We start from the raw sequence: 19,203 nt of genomic DNA on the forward strand, positions 1-19,203 counted from the left end.
GATATGCAAAATCCCTTCAGCTCCATCACGACCGCTGGCCTCCTCTTGCCACTCGACCTACTAACTCGAGTTGGCAGTATGGACCGTGCACTTCCCGGCATGACTCCGGCGGACTATCACGTTGCGGGATCAGTTCGTCTCAATGAAGCAGCAACCGCTGCCTACAGCCGTGCTTTGGCCTATTGGAAATCATTCCGCAAGAAGTTCGACGCTTTACCTGCGTCCGATACCGGCACGACGCTCACACGCGATGAGTGGCTATTGCCGCTGTTTGATTGCCTAGGCTATGGGCGGCTACAGAACAAACGCGCCATCACGATCGATAACAAAGACTATCCCATCAGCCATGGATGGGAAGACCATGTTCCCATCCACTTACTTTCTGCCAGGCTTCCGCTCGACAAGCGAACGCAGAATGTTTCTGGCGCAGCCACACGCAGTCCCTACAGCTTGGTTCAGGAACTACTCAATCGCAGCTCGAAACACCGCTGGGGCTTTGTCTCGAATGGTCTGAAACTCTATGTCCTCCGAGATAACGCCTCGCTCACGCGGTCTGCAAACGTCGAGTTCGATCTGGAATCGATGATGGACGGGGAATACCACGCCGACTTCACGGTTCTCTTTTTGATCTGCCATCAATCGCGATTGGAAATTCGGCCAACACCGATCGTCGACAACAAGAGTTCAATCAAAAAGGCAGCGAAGCCTGCCAAGGCAAAAAAGAGTGCATCCAAGGTCGCCGAGAAACCATCTCCATACAAAGTAGCTGGAGTCGCAAGACTTCAGTTTGACTCAGAAGATATCGATGACGAATCTGAACTCTTGCGAGTCCAGCTACCCGACGACGAGTTAGACGGCGACGAAGAAGCCATCGAAATCGAAGAACCGACGCGTCTTGGCCCTGAGAACTGTTGGCTAGAGGCTTGGACCAAACTAGCCGGTGAACAAGGAACAAGAGCCAAAGAGAGGCTACGCGATGGAGTCCAACTCGCTATCCAAACCTTCGGTGCTGGCTTTTATACCTGCTCATGCAATGTTGTACTCCACGAGCGACTTCGATCTGGTGAACTATCGACGCAGGATTACTATCGCCAGCTGCTGCGTCTTGTCTATCGCCTGCTGATGCTAATGGTCGCCGAGGACAAGCGTACCGAGTCAGGGCAGAATCTCCTTCATCCCATCGATACCCCAGCCCACATTCGCGATCGCTACAACCAGTTCTACAGCGTCGGTCGGATTCGCAAGCTCGCCAATGAACGTCGTGGCACGCCGCACCGCGACCTCTACGAAAGCCTGAAGACAACGTTCCTGAAACTGCGCGACGGCTATGCTCCGCTCGGGATTCCAGGAATCGGTTCGTTCCTGTTCTCTGACACCGCGACGCCCGATCTCGATAGCGCTCAGATCACGAACGAAGCCCTTCTCGATGCCTTTCGAAATCTCTGCTTTACCGAGGACGCAACGGGCCGAGGAGGCAGTATTCGTCGCGCAGTTGACTTCGGCAATCTTGGTTCAGAAGAACTCGGCTCGATCTATGAATCACTCCTCGAACTCCATCCCGAGATCGACAGCCAAGATGGACCGTTTGTGCTTCGTACCGCTGCCGGCAATGAGCGTAAAACCAGCGGTAGCTACTACACCCCAACATCGTTGATCAACTGCTTGCTCGATTCAGCGCTCGATCCCGTAGTTAACCAAGCCATCGATGTCCCCGATCGCGAAGAAGCCAAACGCAGACTTCTCGATTTAAAGGTATGTGATCCAGCTTGCGGCTCTGGTCACTTTTTGATTGCCGCAGCCAACCGCATGGCCTTGCATTTGGCTCGGCTTGAAACACAAGACACCGAGCCAACCACCCTGCAGATCCAGCATGCCAAGCGTCAAATAATTGGTCGATGCATATATGGCGTCGACATCAACGAGATGGCCGTCGAGCTTTGCAAGGTCAGTCTCTGGATGGAGGCACTCGAACCCGGTAAGCCATTCTCGTTCCTTGAAAACCACATCAAGTGCGGCAACAGTCTTCTTGGTGCAACCCCTCGACTGCTACTTCAGGGAATTCCAGATGACGCGTTTAATCCCATTGAAGGCGATAACAAAGAAATTTGCTCGCAGCTCAAAAAGCAAAATAAACGAGAGCGAATAGATCACAAGTCGGGACAACGATCGCTTTTTGAGCCCTTCTACAAACTTGGGAATATGGCTGATCGATTCGCAAAGCTGTCAGCGGCAGAGGATGATTCACTTGATGCCATCGCAGACAAACAGAAACTTTATGAGGAGCTGGTGAAGGGGACTCCCTACTTGAATGCTCGGTTCTGGGCAGACACATGGTGCTCTGCATTTGTATGGAAAAAAGATGACACGGATCCCGGTCGGCTTTGTCCCACAGAACGCAAATTTCGTGAAATTGAGAGAAGTCCGCATGCTGCATCGCAAATGATTCGAGACGAAATCAAGAGGATAGCCGAACAGTATCAATTCTTTCATTGGCATTTAGTGTTCCCGGATGTTTTTGTGTTGCCAGAAGCCGAAACTACAGCGGAAAACGAACAGGCGGGTTGGAACGGCGGCTTCGATGTAGTTCTTGGGAATCCACCTTGGGATCGGTTGAAGCTCGACACAACTGAATGGTTTGCATTTCGCCACAGAGATATTGCTCAAGAAAGCGATAGCGACAAACGCAGATTTTTAATCGAAGAATTAGCAAAAACAGACACAAGTCTTAATGAAGAATTTCGATCCGCGTTAATCCAATTCGAAGCGACAAGCAAGATGCTCCGAAGCTCTGGCTTTCTGCTTTACGGTACCGGTGGTGAAGCGGATCTCAGCACTGCATTTGCAGACTTAGATACTATACTTATTAACAAGCATGGAAGAGTTGGAGTGATAACGTCAGGAACGACGATTACTGGAAAATCGGCTATACCGCTCGTTGATTTTTGGACAGGATCCAAGCGATTAAAGCAAGCATGGGAGTTTACAAACGGGTGCATTCCCAATTTGCGTCACATTTTTCCCTGTGATTTCTTGATTTTTGGATCATCTTGCTTGTTCGCTTCAACTTTTAAATTCATTGGATTTGGTATCCATCGCCAGTCGTGATGGTTGGTTTTCCGATTCATATTTCGCATTGCAGCAACACTCTCATCCCAACGTTCGCTTGTCACTTGGCATCGAAGCTGAAGCATCGTTTCCGCATTGTCGGCTCGCCAGAACATTCCGTTACCCTTCATCCGATTATTGACAACCCGGCGAATACTGCTCTCAATCGAGCCACTGCCTAGGGGAATTCCAATCTTGCGAAAGTAAACATAACTTAATCGGCCCGCTTCGCCATGCTTTCGAAGGTATTCGATCTCCGTCGCGATCGATGATGGCCACTTTTTGTCTTCCGCCAAATCGCTCAGGTCATCGACTACCTGCTGCCATTGCCCATTGCGAAGCATCGTGCGCATCACTCGGTATAGTGGCATGCGTTCCGCTTCATTAAGCCCAAGACAAGCCAGCGCAAGAGAAATGTGGTGAACTCCATGACAACAGTCAAGCACTTGGTGAATCTTCACTTCTGCCGGGATACCTGCTTTGGATACGATCGCATCAATCCGCTCCCAAATCCACGTTGCGCCATCGGAAACGAATGTAATGCTCAGTGCCTGGGCGGCCCCCATGCGATGAAGGTGCATCGCAACAAGCTCAGCTATCGCATCGGGACCCTCAAACGTTCCGTCGATCGTTGCTTGCGAGTGTTTCTCCATACGACCGTTTTCGTCATGGACAAAGATCGTACAAAGCTTCGGTTCTCGCCACTGTGGAGCATAACTTGACTTCGAAACGGGCTTGGATCTGGCTGCTGCGTCTTGCTGCAATAATCCATCAGAGTCGGGGTTATCCTGAATGCGTACCGCATTCTTCAACGCTTCACGCAGACGTGTTCGCCCCCCATCGATTTGAACGCTCACTCGCTTTCCAGCCAAAGAATCCCCCCGAGTCATTTTGCCCATTCGCCAGTCAAGGATTCGTTGCTTTCGCAATTGAAGCAAGTTTTCTCCGCATTGATTGGTAATTCGACGAACCGTTTTGGTATCCAGTTTCAAACCATTTCTAGCAAGTTCGTTGACTGCGAACTTAAAGGAAGGGCTTAAAGCGGCTTGTCGGGCTACGGTGCTCTGAACCGCTGGCGTAACACCTTTACCGAATCCAAACTGTGCCAACTCGATATAAAGACCAGACACTTCTGGGTTAGTCCTTCGGAAGACTCCCTTTTTGGGTTCACAATACAACGAACTGATCCACATGAAGAAACCACCGAGCAGCCGAATTCGAATGTTCCGATTGCGTCCTCGTGCTAAAGGATAGTCGAACCCTCGCCTTGTCTCTTCGCTCTTTCGTTCCAGATCTTTTGATAGGAGGACGACAGCTATTAGACCAGAGGTCACCATGCCAGCGCCGTACAAGAAAGCTTCTTGGATCTCTCGCTCAACAGCTTCCAAGGAGTCAGGGGACTGCATCAACTGGTTCTCCCATCCTCCCAACTTCGAATACAGTTGGCCGGTAAACTTTCCAACCATTTGCCCAACTGACTCAATAAGTTCGCCGTCTTTGCTACCCATTCGCGATGTCCCCATTGCATTCGCCTCCATGCGATCATAAGTTCTAAAACTATGAGGATACCGACAAACTGCTAAGGCAAAAACCACTGTGATTTGCTAGCAAATGCTTACGCAGAATGGGAATGCACCCTTTACAAACACGAAAAAGCTCTTTCCAATCGATAGTCGTCAAAGGTATGCGCTGCTAACGATCACAGCAAAAGGCGATAGTCAATTTGCGGCAGTCGCCTTCGACTTAACGAAGGTTTCTGAGATTCCTTCATCCTCGGACGCCTTGGTCTATACGGACGAAGAAATAAAGCTACTAAGTCCCAATACAGCTCAATTCCCAAAAATCCAAGATCGGCTCACAAAGGAGCTCCTTGTAAAAATAACACGAAGCGGAGTTCCCCTACTTGCGGCTGAAATAGATGCTTTTGGCTTTTCTACTGCATTTATTTATGAAGAAAATAAGTCGCGAAGATTTTTCTGCGACGAACCGTCAGATTCACTTGTTTCCGTCTTAGAGGGCAAATCGTTTCACCAATTCGACCACAGGTTCGCAAACTATGACGGTTACACGAAAGAGGATCGATTGAATAGGGCTCCGCGGGAGGTAACTTTTCAGCAAAAAGCTGACGCCAACTACACTGCGTGCATAGGGGCTCGATTATATGCGGATAAGCTCGAGACAGCGAATCGCTGGGATAGTAAGTTTCTTAGGAGTTTTGGTTTCGCAGCTAGAGAAGTTTCGAATAGTACTAATGAGAGAACCGTCATCTGTGCAATCTTACCCAAATTCGGCGTATTACACTCTGCATGGATTTTTGACTTTAAATCACTAACGATTGAGCATGCTTGCTGGCTGTTTGGAAACTTCAATGCATTCGTTTTCGATTACACAGCGCGTCAAAAGGTCACGACATCTCATCTAAGTAAATATGTCTGGACACAACTTCCAGTCATAAATCCGTTGAACGTCACTGCAAGAGATGTTTCATGGCATTATGTACGCGTTATCGAATTGACTTTCACTTCTGCAGACCTTAATGGCTTCGCACTCGACTGTGGGTATGACGGACCTCCGTTTATTTGGAATGAGTTCCGGAGACTACATATTCGTTGTGAACTCGACGCAGCCTACTTTCACATGTACTTGGGGCCCAAGAGTAACTGGGGAAAAGCGGATAGAAGAGACGGGTGTGTTACTGACAATGGTTTTCTTCTCGAAATGCTCAAGACACCTCGTGATGCAGTCATCTACATCATGGACAAATTCCCCATTGTGAGTCGCAATGAAGAAGCCAAGTACGGCGAGTACCGCACCAAGCGAGTTATCCTCGAAATTTACGACCAGATGACCGAGATCATCGAAGCCAACGAAGCCATCCGCGCTGCCAACCCCGGCATGTCCGAAGAAGAACTCCGCCCTCTCCTCCGCAGCTACCAATCACCCCTCAATCCTCCCCCCGGCCCGCCCACCGACGCCAACGGCAACTTCATCCCCTACGCCGACTGGACCGAAGAGATCCACCGTCAATACGCCGGCGTCATCCACATCGATTCCGTATCGCCAAGCCAGCGTGACAAGGATAGATCCAGAGAACGGCAACGCTTGGAGCAAGGCCAGGGAATTCTATACCTACGGTTAATCCTCAAGGAACGTAATTTTCCTGTCCAGTTCGAGGTGCTTGCTTCCGATCTCTGCTTCGCCCTCAACTCTGGCTTGCGTCGCAGATTTCTTTTGGACGAGCCAGTTCCGGAGAACGAGCGATCCAGCGCAAGTACCACATCGACGCTCCCAAATCTGCTTGCGCAGGTAGAAGCCCTTCATGCAAACGGTGTTGTGACCATTGAACCCAACCGTGGTCGACGAATGGTCGGTTTGGCTGACTTCAGCGGATTGGATTCTGACCTTTCAAAGGCTATGGCAGCGCATGTGAAGGAGGCAATCGAAGCGACTACGAAGCTCATAGGCAAGCGCGAAGACGACGCATTCAGCGCTGATGCGTTCGATAAACTCCACCCCTTCATCAAAGAGGATGAGCTTGAAAACCTTACCACTCTTTGATGAGAGCCGTGAATCCGCTGGTTGGATTCCAGCGAGACCGACGCCACTTTTTTGGCTCAAAGAAGTTCGACTCTTACATTCGCTAGGCGAGGATGCGGAGCTTATCCGTGATCCCATCGAGTTCCGTCGTGGATTGAATATCATCGCCACTACGGAAAACACGGGAACATTCGAAGGAGGAATCGGGCACAACGTTGGCAAAAGCACCCTGATGCGTTTAATTCGGTATTGCCTGGGTGAGGTAAGTTTTGCCGAGAAAGTGGTTCGGCAAGCAATCTGCGATTTCTTTCCAAATGGCTACATCGTTGCAACTTTCGAAATCGGCACAGACACTTGGTTCGTTGCGCGTCCGATTGGACTCTACACGTCTCAGTCACAATCTTTTGCCTCCAAGATCAGCATCGAGTCGCTGGCGGATAAAGAACTGCGCGAGCCTTATGCCAATTTCCTCCAGACGATGGAAAGCATAGTTATCGCTCCCTTGCCTCAGACGAAGTTACCGATGAGTAAACGTGAGCTTCGATGGGTAGATGTGATCGGATGGTTGGCACCAGATCAAAAGTGCGCTCATAAGTCCCACGTAAACTGGCGTCCCGGAGGTGCTGAGCCGTTTCAGCGCGGTCTGTCCATCGAAGACAACCATATCCTCGTTAGAACGGTGATGGACCTGCTGAATGCGGAAGACTCTGGATTGATCGAATCCCACAAGACGCTTTTGAGTGACCGCGGAAAGCTTGTACGACGGATCGACCTGAAACGTGCTGTCCAAGCGGAGAGCCTGCAGGAACTCTTAGGCTTACTACCAGAGGGTCTTCGAGAGTTCGAGGGAGAGTTGCTCGCGGCCCAGGCGATCACCTACGCGAGCACGAGAAGAGTGAAGGCCGAAACACGCCTGGCGAACGAGATGAGTGTTGACTCTCTTCAAGATTGGCGTAAGTCCAATGACGAATTACAGCAGGAAATTGGCCGACTACGCGCGAAAATCGGTCATGAAGAGACTGACATCAAAGAGGCCGAGACGTTTTTAAAGTCCGTTGATGACGGTTCCTACAAGAAGCAGTTGCTCGCCAACGCGGACATGGGTGTGTTTTGCCACCTTTTCAATACCAAGTCGGAAGCAACCTCGAAGGGTTGTCCAGGAAGCGTGGCACGGATTCCTCCAAAATACGATCCAGACTTGGAGCGAATGAAAGCCGAAAGGCAGTCGATCATCGATGCTTGTCAATCACGGCTTATTAGCCTTCGAAAGGAGTTGGAACAGAAAGAGAGCCTGGTAGAGACATCAGAGGCAGAATATAAGGAGGCGCAAGCAGCCGCTGAAGCAGTTCGGCAGCCGTTGCGTGATACCATCAACGAGATGCGCATTCTTGAGATAACGGCAAAACGATATCAACGTGTCTGTGAGGAGCTGGGTCAGCTAGTGAATTCCCAAGATGCATTCCCTGCATCGATTAGAGCATCGCTCGAGCAGCGTCGTAAAGCAGATCAGCGCTACAAGAAGAATCGCAAGACGATAACCGACTGCTTTATCGAGGCATTGTTCCGAACTACCGGCTCGCGATTCGAAGCCTCCATCGAAATCAACGCCAACGGCATTCATCCGCGATTGGGCGCGGGCTTCCAATCCTCGGGGGAAGCGATGGGTACATCGACCATTTTAGCGTTCGACCTGGCCTGCATGATGGCAAGCATGAGGTCCATTGGCAATCATCCGCGCTTTCTTCTCGACGACAGCCCACGCGACGCAGACATTGAACCCCAATTGTACCAGCGCTTTCTCCAGTCCATCGCGGATCTGGAGCAATTGACTCCAGATTCCGAAGCCGCCTTCCAATACATCCTCACAACCACGACGCGCCCCGAGGGGGCACTCGCCGAAGAGCCGTACCTTCGCCTTACGCTCGACCGAATTAAGCCTGAAAACATGCTTTTCGGTGTCAGGTTTTAGTGGAAAAGACATCTCTTAAAGCAAATCAGTCTTCATCCGGCGCGAATTGCTGGTGACATTGTTCAATGGTTTGGCCGTTGATAATGCCATCGCTTGCATTGATTACTTTGTCGCTCGTATCTGCATTGATGTAGTCGAGGACCACGCTAAAGCTGTCTCCTGTTAAAACGGTAAACGACCTTTGAAGAATCATGCTCTTGAGAACGTCAAGAACGCTCGTATTGATAGCGTACTCTAATGGGGTTTTTCCTTGATTTGCCCCCTTTTGTAAGATAACTCGGCTTGCTATCAGCTTTGGTAGCAGATCAAGCGCAGAATTCCGAACGGCTTCATACCCTCTTCTCTGCACGGGTGATTGGTTCATTAGGTCACTATGCTTAAGAAAGCTATGTCCGCTCACATCCTTTGCCCAGCGACAACCACGAATCATCTTACTGATGATCGCTAGAAACGCCGCTTCACGCGTACCAAGCATCCACTCTTGACGAGGGATGAGGTTCGCGTCGGTGGAATGGAGCCAGTCGACCAGCTGATCAATCGTTTCAATTCCCCTCGGCGCTTCTACGATGCCACAGCTCAGCTTGTGGACTTGATTTCTCGTTACTCCATGCAGCATCGGCAGCTTTACTATGGTTGTTACGCTTAGCTCTCCACGCTGATCTTTGGCTTGTAATTGTCGAACGAACTTTTCATCTGGTCGACTAGATGCCTCAAGAGCTTGAATCCAGTTCCAGTCGACATTGGCCGTGGCGGCCTTCAGTCTTGCAAGCAGCTCGTCGCGTCGTGGGTCATTTGGTAATGCCCCGATAATGATAATCGTTTGCATGATTAGAGTCTCCGGTACAGGCGACGTCTAATCACGTGGCTTAAAGTGCTTCAGAACAACCCGTAACGGAAGCATAATGTTGTCTAACTCATCGAGCGACAAGTCGGCAACACATCGAAGCACGGCAGACCGGATTTCTGCTTCTGGCTTATTGGCTGGGGTGGCTGTAGTTCGCGCTGAATACCGGGAGATTACCGGAGAAAGAAAATCATTTGCATCAACCCCATTCCTGGCAGCCCATTCGCGAATAACGTCGGCAACTTTGGCAGCTCGAAAGTCTTTCCACTTGTGCTGCAAGTTGGTGTCCTGCGACTGCATCCAAACAGAGAACTCTCTGAGCACTCCATCGGTTTGCGTCAAAGCTGGCTCAAGGGATAAACCTTCGGCATGTGCGAATTGATCTATCCAATTTCGATGGTCGGTATTCGACGGTGTTGCCACACGAATTTGCGAGTCTCGGAGAGTTGCATCATCTGCAAGTAATCGAAATTTCATAAGCTGTTTGTCAAATACTGCAATCGAGCGATCATGCAGCATAGCGAAAACAGGCCAAGCGTCTTCACGAACATAGGTGCCCTTAGTGACTGAAGGGCAACCTTGCGTTTTGGGTAGATCGAACTCGAAGGAAGGAGGAGCGACCTCAAGGTGCTTGACTCGGCGATTTCTCTTAAGTTGTTGCGACTCAACGAGTTCATGGATCGGTTCAGAGAGCTTCACATATCCCACATCGGTGTAGGAGGCTTGTAGTGAAGTACGAAGCCTCTCGGCCAACACAGCTCCCGTAATGGGCTTATTTGTTTCGCTGTAGAGCTGCTCAACTATCCGCACAATTGCCGACTTGTAATCGTCCTTAGACAGGGTCATGGATAAAGCCTTCAAAGAAAGAAACGAAAAAGAGGCTTGTAACCAAGCCTCTTGTATCAACTAAATCGTTTCCTAGCTTTACCCTTGAGCCGCACTCAAGTGCGCCATTTGAAGGGTGTAGGTACCGTTCAAAGGTCTGATGCACTGTCAGCTTCAAGAGGGCCTGTACGCCGAAGTACTCGTGTCAGGTAAATGAAGTATCGGCCAGAATCACTCGATTGTCAAGAGGAAGGCGACGAAAAGCGACATTTCGGCTACAATTCTCTACGTTGACGCGGTGCAAACACGCAAGAATTCCGCACCAGATAGCGGGTAATCAGCTCGCTCTCGATCAAGAATACCGAAAACGACAGAAGCCGTAAGTCTCTTGCGTGCAGTTGGTTACGACCAATCCGTTGGTTTTTGTCATGAATTCGAACTTGACACGTCATTTTTAGGTCATATTATTGTCATGACGAGACCGATACTCCCAGAAAGCGGTTGGCAGATACGGATCTGTCGCCCTGCTTTTCAGGACTTCCAGCGAATTTGGCGGCGGTACTACGCCCGGTCAGTGCTAATTCGACACCTGCTAAAACTTCGGTGGTGGGATCTCGAAGATCCGTTATTGATCGATTTGCGATGGAATTTTGTTCGTGATTCAAATCTGGTGGAGATGTTGGTTGAGGACGAAGGCGAGCTGTATCCCGGCATGCGTGTCCTCTTCTATGACCATTCGCCGAACCCGAACGAACCGACAGTTTGGGTGCTCGGTGGGCTAAGGGTAGACGAAGAATTTGGCGATTTACAACGAACGATCTATTCCGCTCGGAGCTTGATCGTTCAAGAGCGAGCGGATTGAGGTGATGAAATGTCAACGACTGAATTGAATGAGTTTCCAAGCGATGCGTTCCGCGCACTTCTGGCGATCAGCCCGGAACAGCGTGAGTTGATTAAGCGATTCATTGAATGTCGCGATGAGGTCCAGTCGGTTGTGCGATCCATGTTTGCCGTCCTTGAGTATGAACACTCAACGGTTGAGGATAAGCAGCGGGCACTGTCAACCATTGCGGATGCGCTCTTTCTGAATCCTGAGAATGGACACGGTAGCTACGGCATGGACCTAACGCGAATTGAAAGGGATACCGCGAAGGGACATCCTGTTGAATCGCGTAGGCCAATCGTTTCGAACCGTCTGGATCAACTGGATGCCCAGGAGGCATCGTTTGCAGACCGTTTGAGCAAATTGTTGATTGAAAAAAACATTACCCAAGAGGAGTTGGCCGATCGTATTGGTTGTACACAGTCGGCTATTTCAAAGATGTTGACGCGGAATGCTCGCCCACGGCGAACGACAATTTTCAAACTATCAGAAGCTCTTAAGGTAGAACCTACTGAACTCTGGCCTCAATTGGAAGTTGCTGCGATCCTTGATTCGGTTGCAGATGCATTTGCAGATGCAGAACTGACTCCAGAACAAGCAAAATCCTTGGAGGCTGCTAGCCTACGTTCGCCAGCAAAAGTCAAGACAAGAGAACTCCCGTCAAGGAAGAGGACCTAACCGTTGGCCGAACCGGAGAATCAATCGCTGTACGCAGATGAGTTTTCTGCTGCAGACCAGCCCTATTTGGCTGGTCTGCGATGCGGAGATGAAGCTTGGTCGATGGCAGCTACCGAATGGATCACCAGTTCTGAGGTCTTGGACTCAATCGAAAACTTCAAGACAAAAGTCTGGGTTTATCGAAACTCAGAAGAGGACGGCTCGATTGTAGGCTTCTCTTCATTAGCAACCACTGGCTGGCAAAAGTGGCCACCACCGGATGGTAAGCGCTCTCGATTGCTTTACATTCCCCAGCTAGGCTTGGATCAACGCTACCGCAGGTTTCCACCTGATCCTGATTGGCGATACTCGAACCAAATCATGGAGCACTTGATTGGGGAAGCGAAAAAGTATTCGCTGCAAATACGAGTCGATAAGCCGCCGAGCAAACATGTCGACCTGCTTACTCTCAAGGTACATCGCCAAAACATTGCAGCCCAAAAGCTATACACTCGTTACAGTTTTGACCTGCTGGATGGCTTCGAAGACAAAGAGCATCTTATGATGTTTCACAAACTAGATCTCGAAGGTTAGCTCAATAATCTGTTGCAAGAGCGTTCGGTGATCGAAACGACGGGATATGATTACCGAGCATGGCACAGCTTTCATCCTACCTTGGTTGGATTGATTTTTCTGAAGAGGATCAGAAGCGGGCGCAAGACTATCTGCGCTCACTGAGCGAAGGCACGCTTGATGAATTAGGGTTCGGCATCATCAGAGATGCGTTCGCCGATCTTTTCTTTCCGGCAACCTCTACGATCATGACCAGGGCACGGTACTTCATCTTTGTTCCGTCAATCTATCTCGCGGCCCTCGAGCAGGGCGACTCTGGGGCTGGTGCAAGGCGCAAGTGCGATCGCATGGAGCTGGCGTTGCGCAAACAACTGATCGCTAACAAAGCCATCGAGAACTTCCGCAAAGAAGAGGTGAAGCGATACCCAGCTTCGATCTACTGGGCTGCTCTACGCCGCTTAGGAATCGTTAACTCGGAAATCGGGTCGCAAGCGTCATACTTTGATGCAACCACGGACGCGATTCGAAGCACCAGTTCGGTCAAGGACGACGATCACAATGCAATTGAGCCTGAGAGCGATACCGAATTGTGGGATGCAGAAATCGTTCGTTTGTTCGAAAACAACTTGATTCCAAAACCCGATAACGCTGGGCAGTTCTCTTCGGACATTGATTTCAGAATTACCAAGGTGGAATCAAATTACTTGCGTAAACGGTTTCTCGATGCCGAGAGAGGATCTGTCGTTGCGAACGTGTTTCGCAACGACTCATTCCAGCCAGCTGATTACCCTTGGCAGTGGGATTACCCTGAGTCGCTGAAGACAGAGGTCTATCAGGCTGAGCACTTCAGCATGCTCGCCAAAATCGCCACGCTTCTTTACTACCGGTTGCTTGACACAAAGCGCAAAGACGAAAGTCGCCCTGGATGCGGTGTCGATCTCGATCAAACCATACACGATTGGTGGAGGCTCTGCCGTGATCGAATTCATGAATGGGACATCGACCAATTTCTGATTTGGATCGTGCAACAGAAGCTCGCTCGCGGTAGCGATCGAACCTTTATTCTGGAACTGCATGGAAAGATTCGAGAACTTTCGTCGAGCGAAGCTTTGGTAGCAGCAACCGCAGACTTAATTGTCGCTCGGGAAAAAGACAAACGCCCCAACAAACGCCGGCTCATTCCTGGGCGATTCCAAAATGAGTGGAAGCTGCCAACCCAACGCCCCGGGTTCTTCAATGATCCCAAGCACCTGCCGTACCTGCTTGACTTCAGATCGGGAATCGCATCGCAGATCATCGCTGACATCTTTGAAGGATTGAGGCGATGAAGAATCCTTTCCATCACAAGAATCGTCACAGCGTCGTCGACATGTTCCGTCCACCGTCAGGGTACCGGCTGGAACAGGCCGTAGGAACGACCTACAGCGTTGACTTTGTGACACTGACCTCGGTCTTGATGGCCTTTGCAGACGCCGAGAGCGACGAAGAGAACGGCTCCAGTATCCCAGAGCAACTCTTCGCATTCACGCGTCTTTCCGAACGGCTGAAGCTCTTTGTCAATCGCGGCTGTATTTTGCTCAGCGGCGTCCGTGAATCGAGTCGTATCTGTGCCATCTACGATAGCCTGATCGAAGAAGTGTCGCTTCCTGAAGGTAGCTTTCATCCAAAACTTTGGTTCTTGAGTTACAAGCCGAAGCAGACTCCGGAAAATGCGGGGGCCAAGCCAATTCACCGACTGCTCGTCGGAAGCCGAAATCTAACGCTGTCGAACTGCTGGGAACTCGCAGTCAAACTGGACGGACAATCGGCAACAGGATTACGGAGAGATTCCGTCGGCGGTGTGCTTGCGCGATATCTAAAAAGCATCCAGCAGTTTACGGCGTGCCAGTCAAGTGTTCTCGACACCGCCATTGCAAATCTTCCATCGATTGAGTTCTCGTTGCCAGCCGGAGTTACTGAATGTGGTCTTGCGATCCAGTGGCCGGGAGAGAGGGAGCTTGTGAATAGCTTACCAGCAGTTGGAAAGGAGGCGGTCATCGTCTCTCCTTTTCTCGGCAAGACCTTTGTAGAACGAGTGACGAAGGGCTTCGAGAAAGTGACGTTGATCTCAGCGCGCCGGGAGATTGAGCTGAAGCTTGACGAGAACATCGTCACTAGCCTGCAACCAAATTTGTTCTACGTCAACGACGACGCTTCAGCTGAAGTTACGACACGGTTGAGCCTGCACGCGAAACTCTACTTTTTTGAGACGCCTGACAGCCAACAAATGCTAATTGGATCAGCCAATGCTTCACGAAATGCTTGGCAGGGAATCAACTCGGAGGCGATGCTCTCGTTTCCAATGGGCATCAATAAATCCAGCTTCCTCGAAGACTTCATACACAAATCAAAATCCGAGCTGCATCCCTGGATCGAAAGGTACCTGCCGGACGACTGGAAGAACCGGGAGCCAGAGACGGAAGCAGAAGAGATCGATAATCTGCTAAGCGAGGCCCAAGACATTCTGTCGCGCTTCGCCTTCGAGCTTGTCTATGACGCCGGGGCTTCGCAGCTTTGCTTGAAGGCGTTGGACAAGAGTCAGAAAGTCAGTTTCGATGACCTGGTCGGCCGAGAAATCGAAATCGGAGCAGTGCCAATATCCATGCTACAAACCGATCACGAACGGCAATGGATCGACCATTCGCTCGGTTACGCTTTCGCCGGCGGTATCACATACGAGGCAACAATCGGACGGTTGACGCAATTTGTCTGCTTTCGCATCAGGCATACAGCGTCGCAAGCTTCTCGAATGGTTGTCCTAAAATGCTCGAAGGATAACTTCGCTGACTACATGGCTGAGCGAAATAAAGAGTTGCTCCGCAGCGAACTGTCCGCAAAGCAGTTTGCACTGTTCCTTTCTTCGCTGTTATTCGGCAAGGCCAATCCGGCTGGTAAACGGATGAGGGAAATTGTTAAATTTAAAAAGCATGGTGTTTCGAGTGGTGCAGGCTCATACTTCGATGTACTGATCGAAGACGTCATGCTTGCTTGCACGGAGGATGAAACGCGTATCGCGGATATCAGTCGTTTGCTTGAGACATTCGACGGCACTGATCCCGATGGCAACGAATTTGTGGATGCAGATTTCCGTACTTTTTGGGCAGAGTTCCAACGAGCCTTTCAGACTGGGCGAAAGGGGCACTGATGGCCGAATTACGAGAGTTTCAGAAAGCAGCCGTTGACCGCATTGTTGATATGCTGAACTCGAACAACTCTGGACGCTATCTGCTGGCGGACGAAGTTGGCTTGGGAAAGACACTTATTGCACAAGGCGTCGTGCAGCGTCTATCGGAGCGTCGGAAGCGTTTCACCGTCGTTTATCTCTGCTCAAACCTCGAAATCGCTGCACAGAACGCTGAAAAGCTTGCGCCGAGCGACTCCCAAGCCAGAGCCCTCAAGGATAGATTGACCCTGATGACGTTGGGGATCAACAAGGATAGCCATGCGGCGTTGCGAATCTATTCTTTCACCCCAGGGACGTCGCTTGAGCTGGGACGCTCGACTGGTATCAAGCGAGAACGCCGATTGTTGCTGTATCTAGTCAGTCAGGGGCTTGGCAAAACACTGACGAAGAAGTGGCGTGAGTTCTTCAAATGCGGCCCAACAATATCTGATTGGGAAGAATCCACCACTCTCCCCAAACTGAAGGCTGAATTCGAATCAAGCGTACATGGGAAATTCCTGGCCCGCTGGACGAGCTTGGTGGGGCAAAGCAAGGTCGATCGCTTTGTAGATGACAAGACCTCGAATCGTTTTCGCACGGTTCGAGTGCTGGATGAATGTATCGATGAGTACAGTCAGTATGACGCGCCGTGGATAACCAAGAATCGGAACGCCATTGTCGGCGCGCTGCGGAAATCGCTCGCGCTCGCGTCTCTTGACTATCTTGCCCCTGATCTCGTGATCATGGATGAATTCCAACGATTCAAGCAGGTACTTAAGCAATCTCGGCACTCGGACTCGCTCGAGTCAAAGCTGCTGTCCAACTCCAAATGCAAGGTTCTCATACTGTCCGCGACGCCATACAAAATGTACACGCTGCAGCACGAGACCGAAGACCATCACAAGGATTTCTTAGACACGTTTGCATTTCTGAATAGCTGTGAATTGGCCGATCCAAAGGTCACAGATTTGAAGACGTCTCTCGATGATTTCAGGACTGGCCTGGAAGAGATCAAGCCCACGGATGAAGTAGACCAAGAACTACTCGAAAAGAAATGCAAGATTGAAACCGTACTTCAGCAGGTGATGTGCCGTACAGAACGCAATCGGTACATCAATGATTCCTGCAAGGGCATTACGGAGTTACCAGCCGATGGCGAGAACACCAGAGGAATGCTCCCCAAGTACGACGAGTTGCGGCAGTACGTCGAACTCAGTCAATTCTTGCTCCAAGACCCAAAGCGAGCTCGTGAGCACGGTCGAAAGGTGCTGGACTACTGGAAGTCGGGGCCATCGCTGCTGTCTTTCATGGACGGTCACTATGCTCTCATCAAGACGCTTCGGGACAACCAAGAGGAGATACCCAAACACTTGCTCCTCAACGTTGGGAAGGAACTTAAGCAATCCCACAAGTACAACCAGAAGTTCCGATTGTTCTTCGAGGACGTCTTCCGAGATCCGCCCGCAACCAGCGACAGCTCGGCGAAAGAAGATTGGCCATTTTTGTGGATAAAGCCGTTTTGCACTTACTACCAAGACACTTTCTACGAAGGCAGGCCATTGCCTCAGAAGTTTCTTGTTTTCTCCCACTGGCATTTCGTTCCCAAGACAGTCGCATTCTTGACCAGTTCCGAACTTGAACGCCGCCTGCAGTTCCGCAAGCATGACTTCAAAAGTTCGCCTCTAACGTTCAAGAAAGGCTTAATGTCAGTCTTCAATGTGGCCATACCTAGCTTGGCTTTAGCTTCGCTTATCGATCCAGTGCAGATAGCAGCAGGATTTGATTCTACGCCCGACCAACGGCAGGTGGAGCGAGTTGCTAGGCAGCGACTGCTCGCCGCCATTCAGAAGCCCGACAGCGGTATCACATATTCACGCGAAGGAGTCTCGTCAAATCTATGGCATGTCGTTGCAAGGCTTGAAGGCACATGGTGCGACCAACAGGGAATTGAAGTTGGAGATCAGCTCCACACTGTAATCTCGAATAAGCAACTTGGCGGCAAAAGTACGGATAGTGCAAGCCAGAAGTGGCTCTGGACGTTCCAGCGAAGGTATGCAGCGTGGCTTTCGGATTCCTACTCGGATACGAACAAGACGCCGATTAACGTCAATGAGCGGACGCTTCGCAAGCTGGTTCATGTGGCACTCTATTCTCCTGCAGTGTGCGTGCTCCGCTCACTTCTGCATTCTGCTGATTCGATAGTTTCAACGAAGCGCGGAACGGACGAGCGTGAGAACCTTGTAGACCTGTTAGAGTACGTTGCAAGAATCGGATGCGGTCAACTTCGAAACTACTTCAACCGGCCGCTGGTTCAAGCAATTATTGGGCGAAGCAGCAAAGGCAGTCGATATACCGACAAGGTTCTCGACTATTGCGGTCGAGCCCATTTGCAGGCAGTAATCGACGAATACGTTTACCTCCAGATCGGCAACATCAATGGCGATGAGACAAAGTCCACTGCCGAGAAGTTGGTTGATCAAATCGGCGTCGTGTTCTCGATGCACGCGGGCTCGCCTCGTGTGAACAATCGAGTCAACAACAAGCTAAAGACCGATGCCACAACGACGGGCTCTGCGCACTTTGCTTTAGCGTTTGGGGATGACTCCCAAGTTGAATCTGAGACTGTCGGTGATTTCGAATCGCGAAAGTCTGACGTCAGAACTGCTTTCAACTCTCCATTCTGGCCATTCGTCCTAGCGACCACTTCCGTTGGGCAAGAAGGCCTCGACTTTCATCTGTATTGCAAAGATATCGTTCATTGGAATCTGCCGTCGAATCCAGTGGACCTCGAGCAACGCGAAGGGCGTCTCAATCGATACAATTGCTATTCGATCCGAGAGATGATCTCACGCGACTTCCCGCTGACCAGTACAGTTCGATTCAACCAACTCAAGACGAACCCTACCCCGGCAGAGAAGGGAAAAGACAGTACGCGAGGATTACCTTGGCAGTGGATCTTTGATTCGATCGAAGCTCAACCACTGAGCGATCAGTCATTCAAACAAGGTCTCTATCCGCATTGGATTTACGTTCCAAGAGAGGGCAAGCTAGAAATTCTACGCCGTCATCTCTTGTTCTATAGCAACAGCAAGGACTCGCTCAAATACAAACGACTGAAACGAGATCTCGCACTTTATCGACTCGTGTTTGGCCAACCGCGTCAGGAAGACATCGTTCGAAAAATCCGTGAGCGACTTGGCGACGAAGTTGATGGAAAGCTGCTCCATGAATACCTTCCGATCTACATGATTAACCTGTCACCATTTACTCGAGAGTACACCTGGGAAGCAGCAAAGACTCAGGCCAGGCGTTTACTTTCTAAACCAAAAGATATTGAGGCGTTAGTGCTTTTGGTTAGGTTGATGCAAGAAAGGTACGCGCAGTACCTGGGATGTACCCAAACCGATATTGATACTTTGGTCGCATGGGTTTCCTCCCACGCCGCCGAACAGAGTACCACCGAGAAGACAACCGATAGCGTGGCCGCACTTTACTACTTAGCCAACCCATACGACGGCACCTTCGACTTTTTCCGTGGAGTCGGCTTAACCGACGATTTAGGCGTGATTCGTGACGTGATCACAAAGCACTTCGCGACATAAACGTTT

The 19,203-nt window shown here is 50.4% G+C and carries 12 protein-coding genes; 9 read left to right on the forward strand and 3 right to left on the reverse strand.

What is annotated here, in order from left to right; genetic code table 11:
* Positions 1-3 precede the first annotated feature (3 nt).
* Entirely contained in the window at positions 4-3,105 is a 3,102-nt protein-coding gene (locus SH449x_RS13880) for an Eco57I restriction-modification methylase domain-containing protein (RefSeq protein WP_482376663.1), read from the forward strand.
* Here the strand turns inward: SH449x_RS13880 and SH449x_RS13885 are convergent.
* A complete protein-coding gene (locus SH449x_RS13885) occupies positions 3,009-4,643 on the reverse strand; it encodes a hypothetical protein (protein ID WP_482376664.1) in 1,635 nt (544 codons plus the stop codon). The genes SH449x_RS13880 and SH449x_RS13885 overlap by 97 nt on opposite strands.
* Before the next feature lie 73 nt (positions 4,644-4,716).
* Here SH449x_RS13885 and SH449x_RS13890 point away from each other — a divergent pair, with 73 nt between their 5' ends.
* Both SH449x_RS13890 and SH449x_RS13895 read left to right on the forward strand, forming a co-directional pair.
* Entirely contained in the window at positions 4,717-6,663 is a 1,947-nt protein-coding gene (locus SH449x_RS13890; protein WP_482376665.1) for a hypothetical protein, read from the forward strand.
* Positions 6,641-8,611 (forward strand): hypothetical protein, encoded by a 1,971-nt coding sequence (locus SH449x_RS13895; RefSeq protein WP_482376666.1) that lies wholly within the window; start codon positions 6,641-6,643, stop codon positions 8,609-8,611. The genes SH449x_RS13890 and SH449x_RS13895 overlap by 23 nt, the downstream gene beginning before the upstream one ends.
* 25 nt (positions 8,612-8,636) lie before the next feature.
* On the opposite strand, the gene SH449x_RS13900 is transcribed toward SH449x_RS13895, so the two are convergent.
* Both SH449x_RS13900 and SH449x_RS13905 read right to left on the reverse strand, forming a co-directional pair.
* On the reverse strand, positions 8,637-9,437 hold the full coding sequence (locus SH449x_RS13900) for a hypothetical protein (RefSeq protein WP_482376667.1): 801 nt from the start codon (positions 9,435-9,437) through the stop codon (positions 8,637-8,639).
* Between the two features lie 27 nt (positions 9,438-9,464).
* The gene (locus tag SH449x_RS13905; RefSeq protein WP_482376668.1) at positions 9,465-10,301 is read right to left on the reverse strand and encodes a hypothetical protein; all 837 of its coding nucleotides are present in this window, start codon (positions 10,299-10,301) and stop codon (positions 9,465-9,467) included.
* 451 nt (positions 10,302-10,752) lie between these two features.
* On the opposite strand from SH449x_RS13905, the gene SH449x_RS13910 reads away from it, so the two are divergent.
* The 6 genes from SH449x_RS13910 to SH449x_RS13935 are packed head-to-tail and all read left to right on the forward strand — an operon-like array spanning position 10,753 to position 19,197.
* The gene (locus SH449x_RS13910) at positions 10,753-11,142 is read left to right on the forward strand and encodes a hypothetical protein (protein WP_482376669.1); all 390 of its coding nucleotides are present in this window, start codon (positions 10,753-10,755) and stop codon (positions 11,140-11,142) included.
* Positions 11,143-11,151: 9 nt separating this feature from the next.
* Entirely contained in the window at positions 11,152-11,841 is a 690-nt protein-coding gene (locus SH449x_RS13915; RefSeq protein WP_482376670.1) for a helix-turn-helix domain-containing protein, read from the forward strand.
* A gap of 3 nt (positions 11,842-11,844) precedes the next feature.
* Positions 11,845-12,414, forward strand: a complete 570-nt coding sequence (locus tag SH449x_RS13920) for an N-acetyltransferase (protein WP_482376671.1) — start codon at positions 11,845-11,847, stop codon at positions 12,412-12,414.
* 59 nt (positions 12,415-12,473) lie between these two features.
* Positions 12,474-13,721, forward strand: coding sequence for a DUF6361 family protein (locus tag SH449x_RS13925; protein ID WP_482376672.1), 1,248 nt, complete (start codon positions 12,474-12,476; stop codon positions 13,719-13,721).
* Positions 13,718-15,577: a phospholipase D family protein gene (locus SH449x_RS13930; protein ID WP_482376673.1), complete on the forward strand. Its 1,860-nt coding sequence runs from the start codon at positions 13,718-13,720 to the stop codon at positions 15,575-15,577. The genes SH449x_RS13925 and SH449x_RS13930 overlap by 4 nt, the downstream gene beginning before the upstream one ends.
* Positions 15,577-19,197: a DEAD/DEAH box helicase family protein gene (locus SH449x_RS13935; protein WP_482376674.1), complete on the forward strand. Its 3,621-nt coding sequence runs from the start codon at positions 15,577-15,579 to the stop codon at positions 19,195-19,197. The genes SH449x_RS13930 and SH449x_RS13935 overlap by 1 nt, the downstream gene beginning before the upstream one ends.
* Positions 19,198-19,203: the final 6 nt, after the last annotated feature.

The organism is Brakhagea baltica, from assembly GCF_052161605.1.
Classification (GTDB): Bacteria; Planctomycetota; Planctomycetia; order Pirellulales; family Pirellulaceae; genus JBKCUI01.

Bases quoted from the DNA above. Each gene is read 5' to 3' on its own strand.
- SH449x_RS13880 (WP_482376663.1), top strand. From the start codon at position 4: ATGCAAAATCCCTTCAGCTCCATCACGACCGCTGGCCTCCTCTTGCCA.
- SH449x_RS13885 (WP_482376664.1), bottom strand. From the start codon at position 4,643: ATGGAGGCGAATGCAATGGGGACATCGCGAATGGGTAGCAAAGACGGC.
- SH449x_RS13890 (WP_482376665.1), top strand. From the start codon at position 4,717: ATGCTTACGCAGAATGGGAATGCACCCTTTACAAACACGAAAAAGCTC.
- SH449x_RS13900 (WP_482376667.1), bottom strand. From the start codon at position 9,437: ATGCAAACGATTATCATTATCGGGGCATTACCAAATGACCCACGACGC.
- SH449x_RS13905 (WP_482376668.1), bottom strand. From the start codon at position 10,301: ATGACCCTGTCTAAGGACGATTACAAGTCGGCAATTGTGCGGATAGTT.
- SH449x_RS13910 (WP_482376669.1), top strand. From the start codon at position 10,753: ATGACGAGACCGATACTCCCAGAAAGCGGTTGGCAGATACGGATCTGT.
- SH449x_RS13915 (WP_482376670.1), top strand. From the start codon at position 11,152: ATGTCAACGACTGAATTGAATGAGTTTCCAAGCGATGCGTTCCGCGCA.
- SH449x_RS13925 (WP_482376672.1), top strand. From the start codon at position 12,474: ATGGCACAGCTTTCATCCTACCTTGGTTGGATTGATTTTTCTGAAGAG.
- SH449x_RS13930 (WP_482376673.1), top strand. From the start codon at position 13,718: ATGAAGAATCCTTTCCATCACAAGAATCGTCACAGCGTCGTCGACATG.
- SH449x_RS13935 (WP_482376674.1), top strand. From the start codon at position 15,577: ATGGCCGAATTACGAGAGTTTCAGAAAGCAGCCGTTGACCGCATTGTT.